This is a genomic window from Asticcacaulis sp. P2_B1, assembly GCF_056404915.1.
Window position 1 is genome coordinate 32,410 of record NZ_JBFUDD010000003.1, and the last position, 12,559, is coordinate 44,968.

Consider the following 12,559-nt stretch of genomic DNA (forward strand, 5'->3'; position numbering starts at 1 on the left):
AGGAATGTCCTACTAAAGCTTTAATATGAATATGACCGCACCCATCCCCTGGAACCTTCTCCACAGCCCCGAACTGGGGTTGGGGATTGTCCGGCCGCGCGGGCCAAGCCACGTCGTTTACAGCCTGCCGCACAGTGGCCGTTACTATCCCGACAGCTTTATCCATGAGGCGCGGCAGACGGGCATGGCCTTGCGCGCCAGCGAGGACGCCTTTGTCGATGAGATGATCGAGGTCACGGCGGACACAGGCGTCCATGCCATCGCCTGCCGCTATGCCCGGGCCTTTTGCGACGTCAATCGCAATCCGCTGGAGCTGGACGCCCGGTTGATCCGCGGCGAGCTGCCCAAGGCGGCCCTGTCATTGAGTGCGCGTGTCAAGGCCGGGTTCGGGGTCATCGCCCGGCGGCTGAGCGCCGACCAGGACATCTATCGCCAACCGCTCGACATGGCCGAGGTCAATCGCCGGCTCGACCTGATTCACCGGCCTTATCACGAAACGCTGCAGGCCTTGTTGCGTGCGGCCCAGGCGGCGAACGGCCGGGCGATCCTGATCGATTGGCATTCCATGCCGTCGGCGGCCCTGGCCAATGTCGCGGGACCGAAGCCGGACATCGTGCTCGGCAATCTGCATGGCGAAAGCTGTAGCGACGCCTTGACGCGGCGGGTGACGAAGTTGCTGGAAGACGCCGGCTTGCGCGTCGGGCTCAATAAACCCTTCGCCGGCGGTTATATCATCGAACAATATGGCAAGCCGTCAGGCGGGACCGAGGCCTTGCAGGTCGAAATCAGCCGCGCCATCTATATGAACGAAGTGACTCTGGAGCCGCATGGCGGTCTGGGCCGCCTGAAAGAGGTCTTCCGTACCCTGACTGTCGCCTTGCAAGAGGGTTGAAAGCGTTTCCAAAAAGTCCTTGAAAGGTAAGGCCTTACGGCCGATTTCAAGCGAAAAAAAAGGCCGCGCTCAACGGCGCGGCCAAGTTTACAGGGAGGAAACGCCCAGGAAGGGCATCGACGTAACAACGTCGAACAACTCAAAGATAGTTTGCGGTGCAAAATAAATCAAGTAAAAATCATATAAAATCTGATCACGTCGTGTTACAATTCGGGGCTAAATAACCGTCTGTATGTGAAGTTCTCACGTCAAAGCACGTTTTTGTCATGTTGCGACGCAGCATTTAAATCCGAATTTTGAGCAGGTGCGTCATAAATCGGCCGGGTCGGGGTGGGGTAGGGATGCTCTTCCAGCAACTCGCGCAGTTGGCGAATGCCGCGCGCCGATTGCGATCGCGACTGGCGCCAGCCCAGGAGCAGCACGGCGCCGATACTGCCGATGATCAGGGAGAGCGGTCCGAACAGCCAGGCGGCCGCGGCGATCGAAAAATAGTAGCCGCGCACGCCCTGTGAAAAGTTCGACATGGCGGGTTCCAAGATGTTGGTCATGGCATTGGCGAACTTGGCGGCTGTGTCGGAGTCCATGAATTCCGGCAGGGACCCCATGGCGGCGGCGCAATAGTTCATCTGGCGCAAGGACCAGATGAAGTTGAGCAGGCCACGTGTCAAACAGACGGTGACGAGGGCCAGCTTCAGTTGGAACAGCACGGTCGACGACACGTCGAAGCCGAGGGCCGACAACGACTTCAGCGGCAAGTGTCCGCCGAACAGCACGCCGGCGACCGCCGCGATCAGCAGCAGGTTGGCGGAAGAGAAGTTGGTCGCCGAATTGACGGCGTGGGCCATCAGGTTCGAATCGAACAGTTTCATGCCGCGGATGGTCATTTCCTTCATCCAGGCGCGGCGGACGACGCTGAGATCCTTGACGATATAGCCGGATTTTTTCGAAATCGCCTGCAGAAAGGGCTCATAACCCAGCCAGCAAAAGCCGAAAACGAGCAGGGCCAGGACATCCCAGGGATTGTCGCGCGCGGCATTGATAAGAGCGGTTATGTGATTCATGGGGTGTCGGTCCTCGGTCCTGACGGTGAATCTACCGTGCTTTTAAGCACTTTGGTAAGGCAAATCGTCACAAAGATCGCCTCTCTTTGGTTTCTTCGCTTGTGCGAAAGGAATCTAGCTTCTATGACAGCGGGCAAGTTTGGCTCCCCCCAACGCTCGAGAAAACAATGAATATCGATAAAATTTCCGTCGGCCCCAATGCCCCGTGGGATATCCACGCCGTCATCGAAATCAGCCAGGGCGGCATGCCCGTGAAGTACGAGATGGACAAGGATTCCGGCGCTTTGTTCGTCGACCGGTTCCTCTATACCTCCATGTACTATCCCGGCAATTACGGCTTTATTCCCCATACCCTGGCCGACGATGGCGATCCGTGCGACGTCCTGGTTGTCGGTCCGACGCCGGTCTATCCGGGTGTCGTTATCCGGTCGCGCCCGATCGGCGCCTTGATCATGGAAGACGAAGCCGGCCGCGATGAAAAGATCCTGGCCGTGCCGGTCGACAAGCTGCACCCCTTCTATGCCAATATCGCCAGCTATCGTCAGATGCCGACCATCCTGATCGAACAGATCACGCACTTCTTCGCGCACTACAAGGATTTGGAAAAGAACAAGTCGACCAATGTCATCGGCTGGGTCGAACCCGAAGCCGCGGCGCAGCTGATCCGCGAAGGCCAGGAACGCTTGGCGCAAAAGGTCGGTTAATACCTGTTCGTACCATAAAATAAAAAGCTCATTCCGTGCCGCGGAATGGGCTTTTTTATTGGCAGTTTTCCCTTTTCAGGCGTTTATACCAATCGGTCATTGCAATGACCGATTGGTATAAACGCTTTTTTAGCTCAAACGCCGCATGGCTCGCCGCATCAGCGGCGACGGGCAGTCGCCCTTGCCAAGCCGCTATGAGTTATCACATGCGCGGCTTGGTGTTAGTCCGTTTGCAATCTCAGGAGGCGATGATGGGACTTCTCGACGACATGATGGGCTCGGTTGCCGGCGCGGGCGGCATGACGCAGTTGACGCAGGTGCTGGGCAATGGCGGCCTGCAACAGATACTGGGCCAACTCCAAAGTGGCGGCCTGGAACAGGTTGTATCGTCGTGGGTCGGTACCGGCGCCAATTTGCCGGTGTCCAGCGATCAGCTGCACGCCGTCCTCGGCTCCGACATGGTGACCAACCTGGCGCAGTCGTTGGGGATCGACAGCCACCAGGTCGCCGGGATGCTGCCCGATCTGGTCAACCATCTGACGCCCAATGGCCAACTGCCGTCCAATATAGGCGACCTGCTGAACGACCCGGCTATCACCGGCGGGTTGAGTTCGATTCTCGGCGGATTTCTCAAAACCTGATAAGTTCATCAGCAATTTGACGCACGCAGTGGCGCGCATTCGCCACAATGTTGCCATAATTGGGCGAACGACGGATATTTATGACGAAATTATTTCCATAAATTTCGGAAATATGTGCAAATGACAGCGCTATCAGAGATATTATCCGGCCAATATGTGCTGTTTGCAATAATATTGTGTAACCGTTTCCATGCGGCATGATTTCTCTATGTAATACAATTACATCCGTCAGACTGTCACAAAAGTGGTAAAGGCGTATCGCCTGTTCTTCGCCGCAATTAAATGTATAATGGCAAGCAACTAAGAGTATCAGTTGCGTTCCGCTCCGGACTATCTGTGTGTGTTGCTGAGCCTCCGGCGCTCAAGTCACGTTTACATTCATCCTTAATATCAAAAAAGAAGATAATGGCTAATTCCTCCCCGAATGTGGCCTCACGTCTCTATGCCTTGGCGGTCGCGCGCGACACAGCCAACCTGGTGGACGCTGATGCTGCCCTGGCGCTGGCCCGCGCGTCAACACGCACCCTGATGGCCTTGTCGCCCCAGGCGGCCTTGTTGATGCGCAGCTTTGCCCAGGAAGAAATCGACCGTCTGTCGATGGATTGCACCGAAGAAGCGCAAGGTTCGATCGCGCTGATTCAGGATGCGCTCAACATGGCATAAGCTTTTTCGCTCCAATGCCGGACTGGGCGTCGCCCTTGCCAGGTCAAATTGACCTGGAGATCGCAGCTTAAAACTAAAAAAGGCCTCCGGGAAATGCCTCGGAGGCCTTTTGCATGTCGGGATCAGTCGGTCTTGTCGTCGGTTTCGGCGGCTGGCCCGTTTTTCTTGATCGACTCGATGGCGTTCTTGGCGGAGGCCTTGGATGTATAGCCTTCCGTCCAGAAGATGCTTTCGCCGTTATAGGTGAAATAGGCGACGAATTCGCCGGCCTTGTTTTTACGAATCTCGAACTTGTGGGCCATGATCGAAGCTCCTCAGTGGCATGAAAACGAACTCAGACTTCGCGCCGTTGGGGAAGGCTGTCAAGCACTTACCTCGCCTGGCGCAGGCCGAGGTACCACATCAGGCCGAGGAAGGCGCCCTTGACATAGGGCAGGGCCAGGAGGGTCAGCAAACCGATGCCGACCACGGCCGCTATCGCAACAGATTGCACAGGATAGTCCCAAAGAAAGACGAACATCAGCGCCGGGGCGACGATTAGGTGGCCAATCAGGATGATGGTAATATAGGCCGGACCGTCATCGGTCGGATACAGGCTGAGCGGCGTTTCGCACACCGGGCAGGTGTCGACGACCTTGAGATAACCACGAAAGGCCGAGGCTTCGCCGCAGCACGGACATTTGCGCTGCATGCCGCGCCACAATGTCGTCCCCAGTTTTACACCTTGTCTCGCCATGATCTCTGTCCTTCTTTCCCCTCTATAATGGGCCTTCGAGGCGTATTTGGCTATGTGTTATGCTGACGCAGGCTGCTGTTTTCCGATAAAGGCCAGATCATGCCGGCGGCCAGGGCGAAGACGAGACCGAAACCGCCCCATATGCCAAGCGCTGTGACATAGGCCCAGCCGCCGATATGCCCTGAGAGGCCGACGGCGAAGTGCGACATCACGGCATCCAGCTGAAAGGCCGCCAGGAAAATCGTCCATATTCGCCGCGACCACAAGGACAGGATTGTAAAGGCGATCAGACAGATGATGTCGATCAAAATGACGATGATGCCAGGACCGTGACCATCGTGGCTTTGCAACACCGCCGACAGGAACCATCCMGTCAGAAGAAGAACGGCGCCCCAGCGTTCAGGGGCACCTCCGCGCCACAACGCCCAACCGGAGACCAGCACGGCCAATATATTGCCGCTCCACACCCATATGAAATGGACCAGTTGCATGTGATCGGACATATATTGGAGCATCGCCAGGCCGGCCCCCTCAGCCGATCTGGCGATGCATATCCTCAATCGCCTCCATAGTCCCCAAGCTGGCCGCGATAAGCCCGCCCACCAGGACGGCGGCGAGTACCCCCACGATCGCGATCAGCCCCAACCACTGGATGGCGTTTAAGGCTGCCAGTCTTCTTTCGAAGCCGGCCCATCGTCGGTCAACCAGGCGGTTGCCGCGATCATTGTGAACACTGCCTTCTCCGAGGTCGCCGACAAGCTGAGTGCCCGCACCGCGTCGACCGTCTCGGTCACCCGCGCCTGCTTGTCCGGCGTCGCCAGCATCCGCCACGCCATCTCCAGATCGCTCCAGCGCACCATCACGTGCGGGTCGGTCGGAAGCCGGGGCGGGATGAGGGGTTTGTTCATGGGCCGATATTGACATGCCGTCGGCGGGTTCGCCTATCGGTCGTGACGGCCATCGTCCTTTAGGGAGGAGGGGCGAAGGGACTGGGGGAGAAGGGACTGGGGGAGAAGCGGGGTTTGCCGATTCGTGGGCGGCCAGCAGCCGGGCGGCATCGCGGCTGCTCGTCACCCCCAGGCGCTTGCGCGCGGCATCCGTATGGGTCTTGACGGTACGCTCGCTGATGTTCAAGGCGCGCGCCACTTCCTTGGCCTGAAGATGCTGCGAAATCAGCCGCAGAATTTCCTTCTGCCGCTCGGTCAGCGTCTCTATGCCCGGGGCCTTGACCACGACACCTTGTCTCCCTGCAATATATACCGCACGCATGAACCGCTCCTGCAAACCGGTCAAGTGCAATCGCGTTATCGGCTACGCCATCCGCCATCGCGGGCGCTGCGTTCGGCGGCAGCATCGAAGACATTGCCGTCGAGGCGCGCATCGACCGCCTGCATGACCAGGGACGATCCGGCTTGACGGTAATCGCTTGTCGCCGTCACGCGGCTGGCGATATCGACGCGCCAGTCATTGCCGTCGCGGCACGCCAGGCCGTCGTTCGTGGCGGTGGTGAAGGTGCGGCAGATGGCATGGCTTTGGTCGCGGAAGGTGACACCGATGCGCGGAGCGTTGCCGCCAGCATCTTCGGAGGCCAGCTGTGTCGACAGTGCCTTCGCCAGTTCGCCGCGCGCCACCAGTCCGCCCGATCGGCTGGCAAAATCGCCCTTCGGCGCCTGGGTGACCATCAGGGTCGCGCCGATCCCGACGATCAGACTGGCCGCCATGGCGCCGATTTGCAGCAGCAACGGCCGGCTGATCCGCGGCCGGAAGGCTATCACCTCTGCCGCTGCCGGCGTTTGTGTCCCTTGGGCCGCCTTTATCAGGCGTTCCGGCACGGGCTCCTGCGCGATCGGGGCAAATGCCGCCATCAGGTCCGCCCGCAGCGTGCGGTGCGCCGCGATCTGCGCCGCGATTTCGGCATCGCTCGCCGCGGCGGCTTCGACCTCGGCGCGGCCGGCGGCGTCCAGTTCACCGTCGACATAGGCGACGATCGTCTCCGCGCTGATCATGAACTGCCTCCCAATCGCGCCATTAAGGTTTCGCGCCCGCGTGTCAACCGGCTCGACAACGTGCCGACCGGCACGTCGAGCACCTCGGACGCTTCGGCATAGGACAGGCCTTCGACGCAGATCAGAGCGATCGCCAGTCTTTGGTCTTCGGGCAGTTCCAGCATGGCGCTCTCCACTTCGGCCAGTTTGCGGCGCGCTTCCAACGCCTCCGCGCTGTTGTCGCCGATGAAATCTCCGGCCTCGGCCGGGGCGAATATCTTGTCGCGGCGCTGCCGGGAGCGAACTTCGTCGATCCAGGCGTTTTTCAGCACCTTGAACATCCAGCTATCGAGCCGGGTGTCCGGCTGATACTGATCGAGATGGCGCAGGGCGCGTTCGACGCCGATCTGCACCAGATCGTCGGCATCGCTGGCATTGCCGGTCAGCGACCGCGAAAAGCGGCGCAGGCGCGGCAACAGCGCAACGATATCGGACTGGGTCGAATGGACGGCGATTCCCGATCTCCTTGTCGTATCCAACGTTCGGGCGCGGATGTTTTCTTCATAACCCCGAAATTTTTTTGGCGCCAAAATTTTTTGCAGCAATATCGCCCGCTCAGACGTTAGACTAACATGGTCCGGAGTTATGACATGCGTCTCGCCCTTGTTTTCCTGCTGTTTCTGCTGCCGGCGCCGGCTTTTGCCCAGCTTCAGGGCCTGCCCGGTGGCCTGTCCGGAGGCCTGCCGACCGGCGTGCCTTCGGTCGGCAACCTGCCGGTGGTCCGCGGCCTGACCGACGTGGCCGACAGGGTCGAAGATACGGTGACCCAGGCGGCCGGGCAAAGGCTCAGCCGCATCGACGATCTGATCCGCCGCCACGGCGACGTGCTGGAACGCAGCCCCGACGGCGATCTGATCGTGCGCCATCAACTGGTCGCCCTGTCGCCGGCGCCCGCCGCCATGACCGCCATCACGGCCGCCGGTTTTACGATCGGCGAGACGACGGCGCTCGACAGTTTGGGCCTGCAACAGGTCGTCCTGATCGCGCCGCATGGGATGGCGACGAAGAAGGCCCTGCGCCTGTTACGCAAACTCGATCCCGACGGCGTCTATGATTTCAACGACATCTATCTTGGCTCGCAGTCGGGCGGAAGCGGCGCGGGGGAGTCGTCTGTTCACGGCGCCGGTGGCGGACGCGTCGGCCTGATCGACGGCGGCGTCGATATCGCGCACCCGGCTTTTCGCGGCGCCCATATCGTCCAGCAAGGCTTCGCCGGCAAGGCCGCGGCCAGTGAACACGGCACGGCGACGGCGTCACTTTTGGTCGGCCGCAGCGACGGTTTTGCCGGCGCGGCCCCGGGCGCCGAGCTGATCGTCGCCGATATCTATGGCAATATGGCGACCGGCGGATCGACCTCGGCGCTATTGAAGGCGCTCGACTGGATGGCCGGCCAAAAGGTCGGCGTCATCAATATCAGCCTGGTCGGCCCTCCCAATGGCCCCCTGCGCACCGCCGTCGCCACCCTGGTCGGGCGCGGTTATCTGATTGTCGCCGCCGTCGGCAATGACGGCCCGGCCGCCAAGCCGCTCTATCCGGCCTCTTTCGATGGCGTAGTCGGCGTGACCGCCGTCGATCGCCGGAACAAGGTCTTGCTCGAAGCCGGACGCGGACCTCAGGTCGACCTCGCAGCGCCAGGCTCGGATATCGCCGCCGCGGCGCCGGGCGGCAAATATGTCGCCGTCCGCGGCACCTCCTTCGCCGCTCCGATTGTCGCCGGTCTGCTGGCCCGCCGCCTCAGCGCGCCGGATCCGCAAGCTGCCCGTGCCGCCGTGGCTTGGCTATCGTCCCAGGCAATCGACCTGGGCGCCAAGGGCACCGACACGACCTATGGCGAAGGCCTTGTCGGCAACGATATCCGGCCTGTCCTGCCGGCGTCCGGAAAGAAAAATTAAAAAATTTTGCCCGTCGCGGAGAAAACGCGACGCCTCCTTCGTTGTTCCCTGTGTAGCCGCTGAGACGGCCCAACACATGGAGACTTGAAGATGAAAATCCAACTCTTTTTGACCACTGCGGCCGTCGCTTCCCTGCTGGCCGTTTCCGCCAATGCGCAACTCCTGGGCGGTGGTGCCGCCGGTGGTTTGACGGGCGGCTTGACCGGCGGCGCCGGTGGTATGGGCGGCGGCCTGACCGGTTCGGCCATGGGCAATGCCCAGGGTGCCTTCGGTGAAACCCCCGACGCTTTCTCGACGGTCGATAGCGCCACGGCCGAGGCTCGCGCTGAAGCCCGCGCCGAAGCTCGCCGGGCCCGCGACGAGGCCCGTCAGGCCCAGTCTTCCGGAATGGCTCCTATTACGGCGTCTGGCGCTGCCTCGGGTTCGGGGCAGGCCGGTGGTTCGTTACTGGGTCATGACGTCGCCGGCAATGCCATGGGCGACGCGTCGGGCGACGCCTCCCTGGATGCTTCGGGTGCCGGCCGGGCGGTGTCTTCGGTGAGCCAAAGCGCCCGCGGCGACGCTGCTCGCGCCGGCAGCTTCGCCCAGGGCACCCGTGCCGACCTCGGCGATACCGCCAGGACCGCACGTAACATCGGCGCCAATGGCGGCCTGAATGGCGGTCTGGCCGGTGACGGCGCCGCTTCGCTCGACCAATCGGGCCTTTCCGGTTCGGGCCAGGGCTCCGGGCATGCCTCGGGCAATCTGGGCGTCACCGGTGTCCGCGATACGGCTGCCAGTGCCGCCGGCACCGCCAAAAGTACGGCGCAACGCGGCCGCGCCATGATCGAGGCCGACCGGGCGGCTACCAGCGTGCCGTCCGTCCCGGTCACCGCCCAGGCTTCGGGCTCGGCCAAGGGCAAGGCTGGCGCTTCGTCCAACTAGGCACGTCCTAACCCATGCGAAACCGGCGAGCCTCACGGCTCGCTGGTTTTTTTTACGCCAACTTACGGCGCGCCAGCATGTTGGTTTGCAGAAGGACCATGTCCGAGTCGATCAGACGCAACCTGGCGATCGGCAGGATGACCTTGGTCAACAGGGCGACATGCTGGCGTTCGCGAAAAGCCAGTTCTGCGAGCCCGGTGGCCACTACTGGATCCATAAGCGCCGGATGGTTGATCAGGCGCAAGGCTTCCAGCCGCGGGACGATGCGCCGGATATGCGCTATGCTGATCCCGTGGTCGCCTTCCAGGGTCGCCATAACGCCGGCGAAATCGTCGTCCCGGCGCGCTCGTGAACGCAATATCGGGAACAGATCGTCGGCTGAATCGCGAAACTGCGCCGGGAGGCCGACCTTCAGCCAATCGATAACCTGAAAACTGGCCGTCTCGTCATAGTCGAGCGCAGCGGCGAGCTGCTCCATCTGAACGCTCATCTGCCGCCGGAAGCGGCATTGGCCGGCAATCCAGTCCAGGGGGCTGGCTGGCGAACCTTCCGTGTCTTGATGAAAATCGTCGTCGTTCAGGTGCGACCTCATAGGCGACCTGAATCGGTTGCCGATCGCGGCGCCCTGAGGCATGGCTGGGATGGAGGACAATCCTTTTCAAGGCGCAAGCCATGCATGGCGACAAATACCCAGCGGAAATTCAGAGGTCATACTATGGGATTATAATAGCGGAAGTCACCCGCGTGACCGTTGCTATAAGTCTTTCAAGGGTTTGATAATTATCAAGAAGGGAATATGCTGTCTCAAGGTCGCGACTCAACCGATATAAAGTCCAATATGCATCCCTGGCGATTGTTCAATCGCCCTGGGGAATAAGGTAAATACCAGAGCGTACTAACCGGAACCCGATATGAGAGACAGCGACGTCGCCCGAATTCGCGACCTGCGAATATTCAAGAGCATGACTGAGGCGCGTTTCAGCGACCTGACCTCGGCCGCCTTCATGCAAAAATTTCCTGCCGGCACCACCCTGCTCTACGAAGGCGACTCCGTCGATTTCCTCTATATTCTGGTTGAGGGTACGGTTGAGATTCAAGGTACATGGAACGACAAGGAGACGACCGTCTCCGTGGTCAAACCCTTGTCCCTGTTTATCCTCTCGTCGGTTGTCTTGAATGCTCCAGCCCTGATGTCGGCGCGGACCATCGAACGGTCGGAAATTCTCATGCTATCGGCCGAAAGCTTCCGTCGCGCCATGAGCGAGGACGGCGCCTTTGCCGTGGCGGTTGCCGAGGAACTGGCCGGCTGGAATCGCGCCCTGGTGCGTCAGGTCAAGAATATGAAGTTGCGCAGTGCCTCAGAGCGCCTGGCCAACTATCTGCTAACTCTCCAGGTGCATCAGGGCGGCGCCACGACCCTGCACCTGCCCCACGAAAAGCGGATACTGGCGTCCCTGCTGGGCATGACGCCGGAAAACCTGTCGCGCTCCTTCGCCAGCCTGGCCGATTACGGCGTCGAAATCCACGGCAGCGAGGTCAAGCTCACCATGATGACGGCGATGCGACGCATGGCCAAGCCGTCGCCCTATATCGACAACCATATGCCGCCGCTCGATCATCTGGGTGGCAAGGCTGAGCGGGAAATGTGGCCGCCAAGCGAAGGTTCCGGCCAGGTGATGCAAGGCCAGAAAAGTTAAAAAAAGGGCGACAGGTGTGACCCTGCCGCCCAGGTTCCGATCCATGTACGCGCGATCGGAACGACACCCTGATGCGATCCGGCCGGTGAGGGGGTCTAGCCCACCGGACAACATCTCGGCACGCCCCTAAGTAGCATTTCTACCGCTGCAATCGATTGATGTAAATCAAGTGGCCCACCTAAATTCGCGAGTTTCGCCGCCACTATCATCAACTTGAGGACGATTTTCGTTCATAGGACGGCGATCTTGCGGCCATTTAATTTGTTCATCGTCGTCATGTCATGATATTGACCGTGTCGCTCACGGCTTCAGTTTCCACTTGCAAATCATATAAAGATATCTTTATATGATTATATGGCAAAGACCGATTTCAATTCCCTGCTCGAAGCGCTGAAAGCCGCCGGTGAACCGACGCGTCTGCGCCTGCTGCGTTTGCTGGCGCGCGAAGAACTGTCGGTGATGGAGCTGGTCTCCATCCTGAACCAAAGCCAGCCGCGTATTTCCCGCCATCTCAAACTGATGTCCGAAGCCGGCCTGATCGAGCGCTTTCCTGACGGCGCCTGGGTATTTTATCGCCTGGCGGGCGGTCAGGGCGTACGGCCTCTGGTCGACACGATCCTGAGCCTGATGGACGACGCCTTTGCCGAAGATCTCGGCCAGCTTGAGGCCGTGCGCCAGACCCGGCGCAAATCGGCCGAGGGCTATTTCGAAACCATCGCCCCCAAATGGGACGAGATCCGCAGCCACTATGTCTCCGAAGCCGATGTCGAACAGGCGATCGTTGCCGCTCTGGGCGACCAGGATTTCGACACCCTGGTCGATCTCGGCACCGGTTCCGGCCGCATGCTGACCCTGCTGGCCCCGCGCGCGCGTCAGGCGATTGGGCTCGACCTGTCGCAACACATGCTCAATATCGCCCGTTCGAAGGCTTTCGAAGCCGCCTTGCAAGGCGTCGATTTCCGCCATGGCGATATCTACGACACGCGACTGCCCGATGCTTCGGCCGATCTGGTCATCGTCCATCAGGTCCTGCACTTCCTCAGCGATCCGGCCCGCGCCGTCGCCGAAGCCGCCCGTTTGCTCAAACCTGACGGCCGCCTGCTGATCGCCGATTTCGCCCACCACGAGCTCGAAATCATGCGCGAGCAGTATCAGCACCGCCGCCTCGGCATGTTGGACGACGATATGCGAAGCTGGTTCACCAGCGCCGGCCTCATGCCGGGCGCCACCCGCGACCTTCCCCCGCAAAGTCCTCAAGGACTAACCGTCAAGATCTGGCTTGCCGCCAAACCCGCAAAGTAAGT

At 60.6% G+C, this 12,559-nt stretch carries 16 protein-coding genes; 8 read left to right on the forward strand and 8 right to left on the reverse strand.

Annotation, left to right across the window (positions count from 1 at the left end; translation table 11 throughout):
* Positions 1-31: 31 nt before the first annotated feature.
* Positions 32-892, forward strand: a complete 861-nt coding sequence (locus AC1DX3_RS09295) for an N-formylglutamate amidohydrolase (RefSeq protein WP_476988999.1) — start codon at positions 32-34, stop codon at positions 890-892.
* Between the two features lie 248 nt (positions 893-1,140).
* Here the strand turns inward: AC1DX3_RS09295 and AC1DX3_RS09300 are convergent, their stop codons facing one another.
* Positions 1,141-1,953, reverse strand: a complete 813-nt coding sequence (locus AC1DX3_RS09300; RefSeq protein WP_476989000.1) for a DUF599 domain-containing protein — start codon at positions 1,951-1,953, stop codon at positions 1,141-1,143.
* Between the two features lie 167 nt (positions 1,954-2,120).
* Here AC1DX3_RS09300 and ppa point away from each other — a divergent pair, with 167 nt between their 5' ends.
* The 3 genes from ppa (at position 2,121) to AC1DX3_RS09315 (ending at position 3,961) form a co-directional block, all read left to right on the forward strand.
* Positions 2,121-2,657 carry an inorganic diphosphatase gene (gene ppa / locus AC1DX3_RS09305; protein WP_476989001.1) on the forward strand — a complete coding sequence of 179 codons (537 nt, stop codon included), beginning with the start codon at positions 2,121-2,123 and terminating at the stop codon, positions 2,655-2,657.
* Between the two features lie 251 nt (positions 2,658-2,908).
* The gene (locus AC1DX3_RS09310; protein ID WP_476989002.1) at positions 2,909-3,298 is read left to right on the forward strand and encodes a YidB family protein; all 390 of its coding nucleotides are present in this window, start codon (positions 2,909-2,911) and stop codon (positions 3,296-3,298) included.
* A gap of 405 nt (positions 3,299-3,703) precedes the next feature.
* A complete protein-coding gene (locus AC1DX3_RS09315; protein WP_476989003.1) occupies positions 3,704-3,961 on the forward strand; it encodes a hypothetical protein in 258 nt (85 codons plus the stop codon).
* A gap of 122 nt (positions 3,962-4,083) precedes the next feature.
* Here AC1DX3_RS09315 and AC1DX3_RS09320 read toward each other — a convergent pair whose 3' ends face one another.
* The 6 genes from AC1DX3_RS09320 to AC1DX3_RS09345 all read right to left on the reverse strand — a co-directional run bounded on the left by AC1DX3_RS09320 (position 4,084) and on the right by AC1DX3_RS09345 (position 7,221).
* Positions 4,084-4,263 (reverse strand): YegP family protein, encoded by a 180-nt coding sequence (locus AC1DX3_RS09320; RefSeq protein WP_476989004.1) that lies wholly within the window; start codon positions 4,261-4,263, stop codon positions 4,084-4,086.
* 68 nt (positions 4,264-4,331) lie between these two features.
* Positions 4,332-4,697, reverse strand: a complete 366-nt coding sequence (locus AC1DX3_RS09325) for a DUF983 domain-containing protein (RefSeq protein ID WP_476989005.1) — start codon at positions 4,695-4,697, stop codon at positions 4,332-4,334.
* A gap of 50 nt (positions 4,698-4,747) precedes the next feature.
* A complete protein-coding gene (locus AC1DX3_RS09330) occupies positions 4,748-5,200 on the reverse strand; it encodes a hypothetical protein (RefSeq protein WP_476989006.1) in 453 nt (150 codons plus the stop codon).
* A gap of 28 nt (positions 5,201-5,228) precedes the next feature.
* Complete coding sequence (locus AC1DX3_RS09335; protein WP_476989007.1) at positions 5,229-5,966, reverse strand: response regulator transcription factor; 738 nt, start codon at positions 5,964-5,966, stop codon at positions 5,229-5,231.
* A gap of 35 nt (positions 5,967-6,001) precedes the next feature.
* On the reverse strand, positions 6,002-6,703 hold the full coding sequence (locus AC1DX3_RS09340) for a hypothetical protein (RefSeq protein ID WP_476989008.1): 702 nt from the start codon (positions 6,701-6,703) through the stop codon (positions 6,002-6,004).
* Positions 6,700-7,221, reverse strand: coding sequence for an RNA polymerase sigma factor (locus AC1DX3_RS09345; RefSeq protein ID WP_476989009.1), 522 nt, complete (start codon positions 7,219-7,221; stop codon positions 6,700-6,702). Before AC1DX3_RS09345 ends, AC1DX3_RS09340 begins: the two co-directional genes overlap by 4 nt.
* Positions 7,222-7,332: 111 nt before the next feature.
* Here AC1DX3_RS09345 and AC1DX3_RS09350 point away from each other — a divergent pair, with 111 nt between their 5' ends.
* On the forward strand, positions 7,333-8,634 hold the full coding sequence (locus AC1DX3_RS09350; protein WP_476989010.1) for a S8 family serine peptidase: 1,302 nt from the start codon (positions 7,333-7,335) through the stop codon (positions 8,632-8,634).
* Between the two features lie 90 nt (positions 8,635-8,724).
* The gene (locus AC1DX3_RS09355) at positions 8,725-9,558 is read left to right on the forward strand and encodes a hypothetical protein (RefSeq protein ID WP_476989011.1); all 834 of its coding nucleotides are present in this window, start codon (positions 8,725-8,727) and stop codon (positions 9,556-9,558) included.
* A gap of 52 nt (positions 9,559-9,610) precedes the next feature.
* Here AC1DX3_RS09355 and AC1DX3_RS09360 read toward each other — a convergent pair whose 3' ends face one another.
* Positions 9,611-10,150, reverse strand: coding sequence for a hypothetical protein (locus AC1DX3_RS09360; protein WP_476989012.1), 540 nt, complete (start codon positions 10,148-10,150; stop codon positions 9,611-9,613).
* A gap of 319 nt (positions 10,151-10,469) precedes the next feature.
* Here AC1DX3_RS09360 and AC1DX3_RS09365 point away from each other — a divergent pair, with 319 nt between their 5' ends.
* Complete coding sequence (locus AC1DX3_RS09365; protein ID WP_476989013.1) at positions 10,470-11,255, forward strand: cyclic nucleotide-binding domain-containing protein; 786 nt, start codon at positions 10,470-10,472, stop codon at positions 11,253-11,255.
* Positions 11,256-11,609: 354 nt separating this feature from the next.
* A complete protein-coding gene (locus AC1DX3_RS09370) occupies positions 11,610-12,557 on the forward strand; it encodes an ArsR/SmtB family transcription factor (RefSeq protein WP_476989014.1) in 948 nt (315 codons plus the stop codon).
* Positions 12,558-12,559: the final 2 nt, after the last annotated feature.

Bases quoted from the DNA above. Each gene is read 5' to 3' on its own strand.
- AC1DX3_RS09295 (WP_476988999.1), top strand. From the start codon at position 32: ATGACCGCACCCATCCCCTGGAACCTTCTCCACAGCCCCGAACTGGGG.
- AC1DX3_RS09300 (WP_476989000.1), bottom strand. From the start codon at position 1,953: ATGAATCACATAACCGCTCTTATCAATGCCGCGCGCGACAATCCCTGG.
- ppa (WP_476989001.1), top strand. From the start codon at position 2,121: ATGAATATCGATAAAATTTCCGTCGGCCCCAATGCCCCGTGGGATATC.
- AC1DX3_RS09310 (WP_476989002.1), top strand. From the start codon at position 2,909: ATGGGACTTCTCGACGACATGATGGGCTCGGTTGCCGGCGCGGGCGGC.
- AC1DX3_RS09315 (WP_476989003.1), top strand. From the start codon at position 3,704: ATGGCTAATTCCTCCCCGAATGTGGCCTCACGTCTCTATGCCTTGGCG.
- AC1DX3_RS09320 (WP_476989004.1), bottom strand. From the start codon at position 4,263: ATGGCCCACAAGTTCGAGATTCGTAAAAACAAGGCCGGCGAATTCGTC.
- AC1DX3_RS09325 (WP_476989005.1), bottom strand. From the start codon at position 4,697: ATGGCGAGACAAGGTGTAAAACTGGGGACGACATTGTGGCGCGGCATG.
- AC1DX3_RS09335 (WP_476989007.1), bottom strand. From the start codon at position 5,966: ATGCGTGCGGTATATATTGCAGGGAGACAAGGTGTCGTGGTCAAGGCC.
- AC1DX3_RS09340 (WP_476989008.1), bottom strand. From the start codon at position 6,703: ATGATCAGCGCGGAGACGATCGTCGCCTATGTCGACGGTGAACTGGAC.
- AC1DX3_RS09350 (WP_476989010.1), top strand. From the start codon at position 7,333: ATGCGTCTCGCCCTTGTTTTCCTGCTGTTTCTGCTGCCGGCGCCGGCT.
- AC1DX3_RS09355 (WP_476989011.1), top strand. From the start codon at position 8,725: ATGAAAATCCAACTCTTTTTGACCACTGCGGCCGTCGCTTCCCTGCTG.
- AC1DX3_RS09360 (WP_476989012.1), bottom strand. From the start codon at position 10,150: ATGAGGTCGCACCTGAACGACGACGATTTTCATCAAGACACGGAAGGT.
- AC1DX3_RS09365 (WP_476989013.1), top strand. From the start codon at position 10,470: ATGAGAGACAGCGACGTCGCCCGAATTCGCGACCTGCGAATATTCAAG.
- AC1DX3_RS09370 (WP_476989014.1), top strand. From the start codon at position 11,610: ATGGCAAAGACCGATTTCAATTCCCTGCTCGAAGCGCTGAAAGCCGCC.